This is a genomic window from Sporomusa sp. KB1, assembly GCF_007830295.1.
In the GTDB taxonomy this organism is placed as follows: domain Bacteria; phylum Bacillota; class Negativicutes; order Sporomusales; family Sporomusaceae; genus Sporomusa.
In genome coordinates, this window is the sequence record NZ_VLKC01000001.1 from 512,137 (window position 1) to 524,282 (window position 12,146).

13 protein-coding genes are annotated in these 12,146 nt (G+C 40.5%); 4 read left to right on the plus strand and 9 right to left on the minus strand.

Features of this window, described 5'->3' with window-relative positions; genetic code table 11:
- Positions 1-248: 248 nt before the first annotated feature.
- Positions 249-1,832: a PocR ligand-binding domain-containing protein gene (locus SALPA_RS02295; RefSeq protein WP_145089268.1), complete on the plus strand. Its 1,584-nt coding sequence runs from the start codon at positions 249-251 to the stop codon at positions 1,830-1,832.
- 108 nt (positions 1,833-1,940) lie between these two features.
- Here the strand turns inward: SALPA_RS02295 and SALPA_RS02300 are convergent, their stop codons facing one another.
- From SALPA_RS02300 to SALPA_RS02315, 4 genes are all read right to left on the minus strand, one after another.
- Positions 1,941-2,447 carry a peroxiredoxin gene (locus SALPA_RS02300; RefSeq protein ID WP_222427832.1) on the minus strand — a complete coding sequence of 169 codons (507 nt, stop codon included), beginning with the start codon at positions 2,445-2,447 and terminating at the stop codon, positions 1,941-1,943.
- Positions 2,448-2,862: 415 nt separating this feature from the next.
- The gene (locus tag SALPA_RS02305; protein WP_255450726.1) at positions 2,863-3,006 is read right to left on the minus strand and encodes a hypothetical protein; all 144 of its coding nucleotides are present in this window, start codon (positions 3,004-3,006) and stop codon (positions 2,863-2,865) included.
- 131 nt (positions 3,007-3,137) lie between these two features.
- On the minus strand, positions 3,138-4,013 hold the full coding sequence (locus SALPA_RS02310) for an SDR family oxidoreductase (protein WP_145089271.1): 876 nt from the start codon (positions 4,011-4,013) through the stop codon (positions 3,138-3,140).
- Between the two features lie 560 nt (positions 4,014-4,573).
- On the minus strand, positions 4,574-6,211 hold the full coding sequence (locus SALPA_RS02315) for a PAS domain-containing sensor histidine kinase (RefSeq protein WP_255450727.1): 1,638 nt from the start codon (positions 6,209-6,211) through the stop codon (positions 4,574-4,576).
- 234 nt (positions 6,212-6,445) lie between these two features.
- Between SALPA_RS02315 and SALPA_RS02320 the strand changes: the two genes are divergently transcribed.
- Positions 6,446-7,708, plus strand: coding sequence for a Crp/Fnr family transcriptional regulator (locus tag SALPA_RS02320; protein ID WP_222427833.1), 1,263 nt, complete (start codon positions 6,446-6,448; stop codon positions 7,706-7,708).
- Positions 7,709-7,841: 133 nt separating this feature from the next.
- Here the strand turns inward: SALPA_RS02320 and SALPA_RS02325 are convergent, their stop codons facing one another.
- The 3 genes from SALPA_RS02325 to SALPA_RS29475 form a co-directional block, all read right to left on the minus strand.
- Positions 7,842-8,030 (minus strand): hypothetical protein, encoded by a 189-nt coding sequence (locus tag SALPA_RS02325; RefSeq protein WP_222427834.1) that lies wholly within the window; start codon positions 8,028-8,030, stop codon positions 7,842-7,844.
- Positions 8,031-8,881: 851 nt separating this feature from the next.
- Complete coding sequence (locus tag SALPA_RS02330) at positions 8,882-9,199, minus strand: NHLP leader peptide family RiPP precursor (RefSeq protein ID WP_145089285.1); 318 nt, start codon at positions 9,197-9,199, stop codon at positions 8,882-8,884.
- 150 nt (positions 9,200-9,349) lie between these two features.
- Entirely contained in the window at positions 9,350-9,568 is a 219-nt protein-coding gene (locus tag SALPA_RS29475) for a hypothetical protein (RefSeq protein WP_145089288.1), read from the minus strand.
- 519 nt (positions 9,569-10,087) lie between these two features.
- Between SALPA_RS29475 and SALPA_RS02340 the strand changes: the two genes are divergently transcribed.
- Positions 10,088-10,519 (plus strand): hypothetical protein, encoded by a 432-nt coding sequence (locus SALPA_RS02340; protein ID WP_145089291.1) that lies wholly within the window; start codon positions 10,088-10,090, stop codon positions 10,517-10,519.
- Positions 10,520-10,745: 226 nt separating this feature from the next.
- Positions 10,746-11,177 (plus strand): hypothetical protein, encoded by a 432-nt coding sequence (locus tag SALPA_RS02345; protein ID WP_145089294.1) that lies wholly within the window; start codon positions 10,746-10,748, stop codon positions 11,175-11,177.
- Between the two features lie 63 nt (positions 11,178-11,240).
- Here SALPA_RS02345 and SALPA_RS02350 read toward each other — a convergent pair whose 3' ends face one another.
- Both SALPA_RS02350 and SALPA_RS02355 read right to left on the minus strand, forming a co-directional pair.
- Positions 11,241-11,597 (minus strand): hypothetical protein, encoded by a 357-nt coding sequence (locus tag SALPA_RS02350; RefSeq protein ID WP_145089297.1) that lies wholly within the window; start codon positions 11,595-11,597, stop codon positions 11,241-11,243.
- Between the two features lie 32 nt (positions 11,598-11,629).
- A complete protein-coding gene (locus SALPA_RS02355; protein ID WP_145089300.1) occupies positions 11,630-12,145 on the minus strand; it encodes a hypothetical protein in 516 nt (171 codons plus the stop codon).
- Position 12,146: the final 1 nt, after the last annotated feature.

The window sequence follows — 12,146 nt, forward strand, 5'->3', positions numbered from 1 at the left end:
CCAATGGACGGGGTGACCTCAAACTCACGGGGGACATAAATATCGATTCCGTAGCATCAAGTCATCCTCCCATTATATCAATATAAATTATTTCGCACTTATGGTGGGATAAACCTGCTGATTTCGACTTTTTCAGTGGTTTCGAACGTTCCCTTGCTTCAAAATCAACATTATATTGTAATATTGGAAGGAATTAGTCAATTTGCGCAGAAAAAATATTAGCAGGCTAGTTGAGAGGATGATATTTTATGAAATATAAATTTTCTGATTTGGTTAATATACAAAAACTTAACAGTCTGATGGAAGACTTGTATCGTACGACAGGAATCACATCATCAATTACCGATGCTGAAGGAAATGTATTAGTGGCTATTGGGTGGCAAGAGATTTGTCTGCGTTTTCACAGACAGAATTTGCATACGGAAAAACTATGTATACAAAGTGATACTTACATTAAACAGCATCTTGAGGATACTAAACTGTATCCATGTTATAAGTGCGCAAATGGTTTAATTGACAAAGCGGCTCCCATAATAATTGATGGGGTATATGTAGCTTCAGTATTCTTGGGGCAGTTTTTTTGGGAAAAACCTGATATCAGCTATTTTGAACACCAGGCTGAGCGCTACGGTTTTGATAAAGAGGCTTATCTGGCGGCGCTTGCCAAAGTCCCTATATATACCCCTGAAAAAATTGACAGCATTATGCATTATCATATTAAGATTGCAAAAATGCTTGCTGAATTAGGTATGTCCCACCTTCGCCAGATTGAACAACAAACGCAAGAGTCGCAACGAAGTGATGAACAAATATATAAGATATTTAACAGCACGCCGAACGTTGCTATCCAAAGTTATAATGAATATGGCAATATCACATTTTTGAACAGTGCCGCGGAGCATATGTACGGATTTAAGGAGGTAGATGTAATCGGGAAATCTCTGAATACAACAATATTTGATGACAGAGAGGCGGAACGCTTGCTCAATATTATAAAAGAAATCGACGTCACCAATATGCTATACGGGCCTATAGAATGGAAAATAAAACATAAAAGCGGAAACGAGAAATATGTTTATTCGACCTTGTTTCCGATAAGGTTATCTAACGATAAAAAAGAGTTTGTCTGCATGGATGTGGACATAACTGAGAAAAAACAGCTTGAAAAAGAAATGGCACGGCTCGACCGCTTAAACCTTATCGGCGAAATGGCCGCTAGTATCGGTCACGAAGTCAGGAACCCTATGACAACAGTACGTGGTTACTTGCAAATGTTCCAGCAAAAGGCAGAATCCGCTAAGTCTCATGAGCAGTTTGGTATCATGATTGAAGAACTTGATAGAGCAAACGCCATAATTACAGAATTTTTATCTCTTGCTAAAAATAAGGTCGTCGAGATGAAATGTGGCAATCTAAACAATGTGATTCATACCCTCTTTCCACTTGTGCAAGCCGACGCGTTATGCATGGGGCACGAATTTATAGCGGATACGGGTAACATCCCAGATAGCTATTTTGACGAAAAAGAAATACGCCAGCTTATTCTGAACTTGGTGCGAAATGGTCTAGAGGCTATGGAGCAAAGTGGTGCCGTAATTATTCGCACATATCGAGGTAACGACGAAATTATACTATCAATTCAGGATACAGGACCAGGCATCACGGAAGCAGTTTTAGCGAAGCTGGGCGATCCATTTGTGACGACGAAAGACAATGGAACCGGACTGGGTCTGCCGGTATGCTTCCGGATAGCGGATAGGCATGGGGCGAAGATTAATGTTGATACAGGAGCAACGGGAACAACGTTTACCATTAATTTCCCCTTACTATAACTAGTAACTAGCAGTATCTAGCTGTTACTAGTTATAGTAAGGGTTATGAAATTTTCTCAAAGCCTGCACCCCTTTGAAATCAGACTATTTGTCGTGTATATCGCTATATTATTGTGATGATGATATCTTTTTTAGTGACTCGACAATCTGTGCTGCATGCCCATCTATTTTGACTTTTCGGTAAATATCACGGATAGTGCCCTCCTGATCAATTATAAAAGTAGATCGTTCAATACCCATAGTTTTTCCACCATACATATTCTTCTCTTTAATCACTTCGTATAGGTTACATACAGTACTATCAACATCACTAAGAAGCGTAAATGGCAGAGAGTATTTTGTTTTGAATTTTTCATGGGATGATTGACTATCTCGGCTAATCCCAATGATTTTTCCGCCGCAAGCAGTGATTGCTGCATAAACTTCGGCAAATTGTTGAGCTTCTTTGCTACACCCTGCCGTGTTGTCTTTAGGATAAAAGTATAAAATAACAAAATTCCCTTGATAGTCAGCTAGATTATGAAGATGTCCACCTTCATCCGGTAACGAAAAATTGGGAGCTGATTGTCCGCTAATTACACACATGCCTGATGCACTTCCTTTTATTATTTTCATATCAATAAATAGCATCTTTTCACTGGTGAACTCATTGGGACAATGAGCCTGTCCCGCTGTCCCAATGAAATTTCGTTGTCAGGCGGAACCGTCCCGATTGGCACCGATTGGCACGCTAATTCCCATTAAATTATGGAAATAAATGCAATTAATACAACTTCTCTATCTAACTATATGTGTCCTGCTATGATTTGTTAAATTTCAATGCCCTTCCCGCACGCGGCTCTTCACAAAAATCTTCATTTCCGATATTCCTAACACAAAAAAACCAGACCAAGTCTGGGCAAAAATAAAGTACGACATTTTCTAATAGAAAAGCTTAGACATTGGAAGTATTCCAAGAGAGAATCAACTTATGTAGTACATTATATCACATCTACTAATATCGAAATTTCTGAAAACCCTGGTTATCACTTCATCGGTTCCCATCTACAACTACAGGCGAAGTGATGGCATTTTCCTCGTTCAATTCTTTAAATGCTTTATCAATATCTTTTCGGTTCAACTCGGACAATTTTTCAACCTCACCTGTGCTTAAAGGCTTTCCGGCAGTTTTCATAGTTTCAATAACTGTTTCTTTGACGCTTATTTTCTAAACTTTCTAAATTCTGTACATCACAATAAATCGAACAACAGGAATTAGAATGACCTATATTGTTCGACTTCCTAACTAATATTCAATAGATTCTACTAACCGTTTACGATGGTCCCGCCGTTTACGTGTAGTACCTGTCCCGTCATATAAGACGAATCTTGTGAGGCTAAAAAGAGATACGATGGTGCAACTTCAGCCGGTTGTCCAGCGCGTTTCATGGGGGTGTCTTGTCCAAATTGGGCTACATGTTGCTCGTTAAACGAGGCAGGAATGAGGGGTGTCCATATTGGTCCGGGTGCCACACCATTTACACGGATCCCCTTTCCAACTAGTGACTGCGAGAGGGAACGAGTAAAACTAACGATTGCACCTTTGGTTGTGGCATAGTCCATCAATAGCTCATGACCCTCGTAGGCAGTAATAGACGCCGTATTAATTATTGCAGTTCCACTCTTTAGGTGAGGTAAGGAGGCTTTGCTAAGATAGAAGTAAGAAAATATATTTGTACGAAACGTCCGTTCAAGCTGCTGTGTCGAAATATTCTCCAAAGTTGTTTGCACATGCTGTTCTGCGGCGTTGTTAACTAGGATGTCTAAGTGGCCAAATTCGGTAACTACTTTAGTGACTGCTTCCTGACAAAAAGTTTCATCACCAACATCACCAGCTATGAGAAGGCAGCGTCGCCCTATTTTTTCAATATCGCTTTTAGTTAAATTGGCATCCTCATGTTCGTTGAGATAGATTATGCCGATATCAGCGCCCTCTAGCGCGAATAGGAGTGAAACTGCTCGCCCAATTCCACTGTCACCGCCGCTAATTATCGCTACCTTTTGATTTAATTTACCACTAGGCTTATAGCCTTGCCTTACAGAAATTGGGCGGGGATTCATGGCTAACTCACTGCCTGGTTGTTGATCTTGGTGCTGAGGTGGAAACGACGTTTTATTAGCTTGTTGATTATTACTCTCCATGTGTAGACTCCTTTTAGTAATAAAAATACTTTAGATACTTTTGCTTTGAGAAATCAGTACCCTATTACTATGCCGACAAATGTTATAAGCTATGCAACTCCCCTTCACACCGCTTTCGATAACCAAGTAGATGGGGATGTTAAAACTCATGACATATATCTCCATTTAAAACATACTATTGACTTTGTAAAATGGATATATGCGTCCTTCCATAAACCGCATAAATGTCATAAAAAATAGCCAGCACGCCGTGTAATTGCGACATTGCTGGCTTTCTTCGTTTCCGTAATAGAGAGTTATAGGATGTAAATCATCTTCGAATAACGGCAAATCACATCGTCATATTTAATTAAGCTGATTTTATTTCATAGGGTACCCCACCATTTGATGCTACCACTGCCCATACATATTGTACCAAGCTAGTGGTATGGGGGCTGTGTTATTTTTTCTGTGTGCCTCCTATTGCGGGAATAAAATTTCCCGTAGTCTCCGCTTTTTTGTTTATTTTGGTCTGCGGAAACTTAGAGCGGGGAAAAAAACGCTCAGCGGGGGAGAGAGCGTCAGGCGACAAAATGCGATAGACTAAAGTGAATCAAGAAAGTCGTGCCTTGATTTCCAGTTTTTACATCAATGGTGGCATGGTGTCGGGTGGCAATGCGGTAGCAAATTGGTAGGCCCAATCCCGTTCCAGTATCCTTCGTCGTTAAAAATGGTGTTCCTAGGTTTTGTAGGATATCCTCCGGCATACCGATACCCTGATCTTGCACCCACAAGACAACTTTCTTTTTTTCAAAACTTGTTCCGATAACAAGTATGCCCCCCCTTGGCATGGCCTCCAAACCGTTACGTACTAAATTCAGTATTAACTGGCGGATTTCATTTTCATCCAGAGCAAGCGTGGGTAATTCTTGTAATTTAAGACTTACAGCGACATTAACGGCGGCGGCGTCAGCCTCAATTAAAGGGGATATTTTTTTTATTAATGTATTCAAACAGTGGTTTTTCAGTTCAATCCGTTTATCTTTGGCTAATAAGAGGTATTCGCTGATAATGGTATTAGCACGGTTCAGTTCTTCCAACATTAAAACCAAACGATTTTCATACTTATGTAACTCAGCCTCACGGGCCATTATTTGCAAATAGCCGCTAACCGTTGTTAAAGGGTTGCGTATTTCATGGGCGACACTGGCAGCCATCACTCCCGCCATGTTCAGCTTGTCAACACGGGTGGCAAGGCGCTCCAGTTCTTTACGGGCAGTGACATCCCGGATAATGCCGTCAAGGTAAAGCAAATTTCCTTTTTCGTCATAGTGGGAAACACACTTATTCTCAATCCATATTATATGGTTATCTTTGCTAATTAAACGCAGCGAAAGAGGCAAAGAACTATATTCTCCCGTGGCGTTAATGAAAGCCTCATACACAGGCAGATCATCAGGATGAATCAAACTACGCAGCAAGCCGGCATCGTCATAATATTCACCGGCACTATAGCCGGTGATGGGAAGTATGGACGGACTGATATACTCCAATTTAGGTTCAGGAAAAAGCCGGTAACGATAGATGATGTCTACTGCACCTTCCGTTAACAGCCGAAAGTAAGCTTCCCGCTCAAGCAAATCGGCGCGGGTTTTTTCAAAATACACAATTAACGTACCAGAAGCAATAACTAGCCGTAATATTCCGCCAATGGCGTAATTCGCGGAAGTTATCCAGGGCAATCCTAACCCGAGGGTATAAAGGGTGCTAGCGGTAAGCAGGCCCCAGAGGATAAAGGCATAGCCGGTAATGCGGTTGCCGATGCCCTTTATTTTTAAATCATAGATAAAAGAACGACCAATAGTGATCAGGATTATGCCGGCAAACATGGCGGGAAAAGCGTGTTTAAATAAAAAGGGCAAATCCAGGAAAGCGGCGGTAATGCTGATTACGGTTACGGCGGTAGCGCCGTACACCCACCAACGGTTAAACGGCCTGCCGACAAAAAGATATTGTCCCCACAGAAACAATAGGATTGTGCTGTTATACGTTATTTGAAAGATAATAAATCCGGTCAGCGATTGTTTCCAATCAAGCATCCCGGAGTCAAAAAGGAGCAGCCGCACGGAAAAGGCGACCCAGGTTATGATCCAAATCCCCATATAACGTTCACGGTATAGAACGTAAAGATAACTGTAAGCAAGAATCATACAAAACATTCCGGCTACCGCGCATAATATTGCCAAGCTCGCGTGATTCACGAAATTTCACCTTATTTCAAACATTATTGATCGGTTCAAACAATTAACAATATTATTTTACTACTTCCCATTGTAATAATTACTCGAAATGAGTAATAACTTACCAAACTTATGCAAAATAGAAACCCTTTATTCAAATGATCTATTTGAATAAAGGGTTTCTTGTCAAAAAAGATCATTTTTCATGACACAATGATAGGTAATGCAGCCTATTTCCTTAATTTTCAATCAAAGGAGGTGATTGGCGATAAAAACATAATACCCTCTGCGCGATCGTCCGCTACAAAAAAATCAAAAAAAGGAGCGAAAAAAATTATGACAAACGTAGTTAACTTATCTGACAAATCCCTCACCATCGGAATTGCGACAACACCGCAAGAAAAAAAGGAAATTTTCCGCTTTCGTTACCATGTTTACGCAAAAGAAATTGGCCATCGGCTCGCATCCATTGACCATCGTAAAGAAATGCTATGTGATGAATTAGATGAAGGAGGAATACTGTTATATGCTAAGACAGAAACAAATTTGGTCGGTACTTTGAGAGTGAATATTGGATATCTTCAAGACTTCCCTCCATATATAGTGCGTAATTTTTTATTGGACAGGTTTCAGAACTTTAATAGTTATAATGGCAGTCAACTCTATGCATATAATTCAAAAGGCATTATATCTTCAAACTACCGTCGCTCTGGAATACACCATTTGTTGGAAGAAATAAGTTACAAACTTTATTGTGATAACCACGTTCATTTTAGCTTCGGTAATTGCAATTCTTATTTGCTCCCCTTTCATGAACGCTACGGCTACCGACGTTACACACGCAATTGGGCCGACCCGGATTACGGCCTGCAAGTACCACTTGTCTTATTAATAGACGATATCGCACACTTGCAGACTGTAAACTCCCCCATGCTTAATGTGGCTTATAACAGAACCGTACCGAATGATCAAACCCGCAAATGGTTCTACCGGGAATTTCCCGAAGCTGCAAAAGTAATCAGCAACCGTGCGGTCACGGAAGATGCTTATTGGGCTTACCTGCGCAAATGTCTACAACATTCTCCTCATAAGGCAATTCCGGTGCTCCACGGAATTCCTGAATCGGCGGCCAAAAAATTCGTCCACAGTTGCGGAGCAATTCTTAAATGCCACACCGGAGAGCCGATAATAACCTGCAGAGATTCCGGTAATGAACTAAATATTTTACTTGCCGGAAGACTGGAAACGTCGGATGGTAAATATATATTACCAGGACAGTTTTTTGGCGAAGTCGGTTTAGTTAATCGTACTAAGCATACATCAAATGTTTTTGCGAGCACTGATGGAGAAATCCTTGTTTTATCTTTCCAATATTTTAAGAAATTCAGTAATACTTACCCTGATATTTCCCGTAAGATTTTACAAAACTTAGCGGCAACAGGTAGCCTTAAATCCGAGACAAGTTCGTCGTTTTAGGTTTCGTTCCTTACTTCTATATATGTAAATTACCGCTTTAAGTAAACTGAAAAATCCGGTTCATTTTTTGAGCCGGGTTTTTCTCTGAAATCTGAAATCGTAATCTTGTCCTTGGGTGATCTTCAATCCTCTCTCATTTCAACCAACATTCTGTAATTGCGTGGATACTTAAGGTACCAGCCCCCCAGAAATAAATCTTTCGGCCCAAACCGGTTAATTTTTTAAGCTCACCCGCACTCAAAGGTTTTCCGGCAGCTTTCATAGTATCAATAACAGCGTCTTTAACACTTATATTAAAACCTCCTAAAATTTTTTTAAGCAACACCTCAGCATTTCGTGTAAAGGGTGCACCTCCAACATATGTTCGCCCCGTTTAGAACGTCTATCCAGAACATAAAAACACACATTTGAAAGTAGTCCCGACCCTCAAACCCTTGCTATTCATGGGGTTTTCGGACTATCAACGCAACTGACTCAACATGACTTGTAAATTGAAGGCGCATCTTAAAAAGATGCGCCTGTTTGTTTTTAAGATACTACGTTTTATTATAAATTACCTGCAATGCAACAAAATCAACACTTCTTATTTATTTCAAAATTTATTTAACGAAATTACTTTATTTATCATTACTGTTTTTTCTCACAACATATCTTGTAAACTTCATCGCCGTTGGCAAATAGTAGACATTGCCAACGGTCTTTTTTTTTCAAAGAACAAAATCTATGTAAAGGGGACGTATGCATACATCCCTCGAAGCGGGTTCCCGCGACACTCTCTTTAGAGAGTGTTTCGGCCACTACTCGAGCGGCCATCGTCAAGCGGATTGAACAGTATATCCGATATAAATACTCAAAACAAAAATAGCCGAGCTAGCCCCGGCTATTTTATTTTTTGTCAAAACAGGAAATTAATGTTATTTTGTGGTATCAATTATAATATTACATAATTTTACAATAAATCAACAATCAATAAGGAATGATGCCAACTGAGCGAACCCCAAAGAAAAAGCATCCTTTCATGATGTCATTATGAGAGGAGATGTAATTCCGGATAATGAATTTTAAACGGGTTTTACTTATTGGAATTACCAGCCTCTTCCTATAGGTCTATCAGCTTTTAGGGATGCTGCTTGGCGCACGTCCAAGACTTTCTTTATTTCTCAATATGGGACATTAATTAACAAGATGACTAACAAATACTTCACCTTTCGCGGTAACATCCCATTCATCCGAAATCATATCAGCTTCTTCATCAAGAATTTGGTTCGTAGCGGCTGGTAGTACAAGATAAAAAACATTTTTCGGTTGCTCAATTACTTTAACCTCCAGAGCATCGGGGAATTTAGCCCCTTTTTTCAACTTACCCATTTCTCTTTCCATCACCGCTTTGGGATTAGCCATTAACTTCTTGCGAAAGTTTTCGTCTTTCGTGGCTCTTTCTATTAACCCATTAGGGAAATCAAGCCAAGCGAGCAGTTTATTTTCACTCATTTTGCTTACCTCCTATATTTAAGTCGTATTATTGCTATCGCTAATAATCATTAGATTTACCTTTAAAATACAATGCTACTCGGTAAGTAAAAATAAAAAACCGCCCACCCGAAGGTAGACGGCACACCTGTGTGATGTCCAGAGGCTAAATTATTTCTCCAAAAACCATTTCCCATCATCATGGAACAGATTGACCTGCTTATTACTGATCCGGCAAACACACCTCATACCGTGCCCACCGCCGATCAGTGACGGTGCCATGCGAACGTCCATTATACGGTCGATTTCGAATTTGCGGCCGTCTGGCCAGTGCATGATTAATGACTTAATATTACCAAATTTATCGTGTTGGGCTGTGTAAAGCGACAATAAATGGAAAAACCGCACCCCAGAGGATGCGGCCTAAAAAGTTGCGGTTGCACAAAATAAATAAGCCCTCGACCGGATAACCGTTTAATGGCACTAGCACATTTAGTACCTATTAATATTTCTTCCGTTTCCTGCCCGCAAGATTTACGATTATAGATATTACTCCTGTTTTACTGTCTACTGAAAACCTGATTAAATGAATCTCAAAGTTTTCCATTTTTCGAAAATGTTTCTGTATGACCGCATCTGCAACTAATTCGCATAATCTCCCTCCAATATGGTAGTATAGCAAAGCTATTCTATGCATTTGGCAAGATTCCTGCAAATTAAGAGATTTATCCCAATAACTCCAGGAAGGGGTAATATTTATAAACATAAACGCAGATAAAATAGTCTCTGCAAACGCAACAATAGTTTTACCTAGTGGGGTATATGAGTTTGTACTGGCCAAAATTACGTGAATAAAAAGCTATCAAAATGAGAATAGCTATCTTATCAACATTTAGGAGGCGAATTTAATTGTTCCAACAAACAAATCCATTTCTGCAGCATGCCGTAAATCACGGGCAATCACTAATTTCAGAGGTCAACAACGCTAGATCATTGTCCCAGGATATTGCGTCGAATTGCGATAATATTGTCACCGCTATTAATTCTGGTAATCCACAAAATGCTGTTAACTTAGTACAAAATATTCGAAGTAAAGCTACCCAGGTTGCACAGTCCACCCAATTTTTAAATTACGCCATCAATGAGCGTCTTGATATGGCTTCCTATGTGTTAGATGCAATTCAGTATAAAACCAGTGAATTATCCAACGCCATCAAAAGTATGAGAAGTACTGCCGCCAATTATCAAAATCAATCTGGAATGCAACAATCATGGCAGTACGGCGTACCAATGCAACAGCAACAGCAGCCGATTTCGGGGTACAATCCTTCAATGCAATAGATTAATGAAAGCAACTCAGCCTCAACCGCCGAGTTGCTTTTGTGTTTTTGAATATCTAGAATTAGATATTCTAGACTATGCTATTCTTGAAGATCATTTAATTTGTACTAATTATTTCATAATAGATTTTAAACTCTTTTTAAAAATTACAAGGTACTATATAACCATGTCATAAACAATCATTTAGTTTTACGGCATATTCTTTAATAAAGAAAGGAAGATATCTTTGAAACAGTCTATACGTAAAGCGATTCTGACATTGGTAGGAACATCACTGGGCATGTACATGATGGTCGCGCCACTCGCAGTAAATGCGTCGGCGAATCCCACGGTAAATCAACCTAATCAAACACAAACAGTAGACCAGAAGCAGCAGTCCGCTTCAAAACATGATAAAATTGGTCAAGATCAACTAACTAAACGTGCAAAAGCAAGCCACGATCGCCACAAAAATGATAAAAATACCCAAAAATCCCCGGTAGAAGTGGTTAAATCCTGTGCTAGTGAATTGGGCTTTAATGTTCGAAATGACACTTTTACCTTAGTAAGCCAAAATCAGAATACTGCTGTTGTCCAAGTTTTACATGATGGGAATTCCTATGACGTCACTTTAACGAAATCAGATAATGGTGCCTGGGTAGTTTTATCCGTAGAGTAACTATTATATTAGGCGTGTCGCTGTACGTTTTTATAAATATACAGCGACACGTTTTTCATTTTATCAATTACCCGATAAGCCGGAACCAATGGCAATCCCAATCAAAAGAGCTGCAATTTGGCGCAAATTCTGATCATGACGGTCTTTCTCCCGCTCTTGCCGCTCACGCCATTCCCTTTCACCTTCATGCGGCCGGCGCTTCATTTCTCTTTCATGCCGCTCGTTTTCCTGGCGTTTGCGTTCATCGTGCTGACGTTGGCGGTCATCATCACGGCGGTCATCGCGGTCAAGATATGCGATTCGCTGTGAACCATCGTTATGTAATGGTCCTGGTGCTGCTGCAGCTACTGAGGAAAACATTCCTACTTGAAGTAAACCAAGCATTGAGTATATGATAACTTTTTTGCCTATAATTTTCATGCATATTTGTCATTGTCATCCATCCTCCTCGTTTATTTTTCTTGCAGCTTCAGGGTGATGCTGCGCAAATTCATGAAATATTCGGTTCCCTCATAGTCTGAGTTATACTTGGGAGCAACCACTACTGTCAGCTTGCCCTTTGCTAGAGCTGAGCCGCAGTTGTCGTTGATGGTGTACACCGACCAGTCGCCTTTATCTTTGCCGGTAGGCTTGGCGGAAAACTTCAGGTTTACCGGTTCTTTGTCGTTTTGGCGCAAGCTCAGTATGCCGTGGGCTGGCGGCTCGCCGCCGGGGCGGGAATACTCAATCAATATCTCATAGAAACCGGCTTTCGGGACATCCACTGTCCAACTGACCTCGGCATTTTTCTTCCAACCGCCCAGGTTAAAGGGTTCTTGTTTCGTTTCAACTATGACTCCGCGGGATTTTTCCAGATTCGCATCCTTGGGCAGCAGTTTGATCGCTGCCGTCTCCCCGCCGCCGCAGCCAGTCAGTGCCACCATCAGGAAAGCAGCGGCAACCATTAGAAAAATTAAACGTTTTTTCATT

Coding starts and splice junctions, on each gene's coding strand:
- SALPA_RS02295 (WP_145089268.1), top strand. CDS start 249: ATGAAATATAAATTTTCTGATTTGGTTAATATACAAAAACTTAACAGT.
- SALPA_RS02300 (WP_222427832.1), bottom strand. CDS start 2,447: ATGAAAATAATAAAAGGAAGTGCATCAGGCATGTGTGTAATTAGCGGA.
- SALPA_RS02305 (WP_255450726.1), bottom strand. CDS start 3,006: ATGAAAACTGCCGGAAAGCCTTTAAGCACAGGTGAGGTTGAAAAATTG.
- SALPA_RS02310 (WP_145089271.1), bottom strand. CDS start 4,013: ATGGAGAGTAATAATCAACAAGCTAATAAAACGTCGTTTCCACCTCAG.
- SALPA_RS02315 (WP_255450727.1), bottom strand. CDS start 6,211: ATGTTTTGTATGATTCTTGCTTACAGTTATCTTTACGTTCTATACCGT.
- SALPA_RS02320 (WP_222427833.1), top strand. CDS start 6,446: ATGATAGGTAATGCAGCCTATTTCCTTAATTTTCAATCAAAGGAGGTG.
- SALPA_RS02330 (WP_145089285.1), bottom strand. CDS start 9,199: ATGAGTGAAAATAAACTGCTCGCTTGGCTTGATTTCCCTAATGGGTTA.
- SALPA_RS02350 (WP_145089297.1), bottom strand. CDS start 11,597: ATGAAAATTATAGGCAAAAAAGTTATCATATACTCAATGCTTGGTTTA.
- SALPA_RS02355 (WP_145089300.1), bottom strand. CDS start 12,145: ATGAAAAAACGTTTAATTTTTCTAATGGTTGCCGCTGCTTTCCTGATG.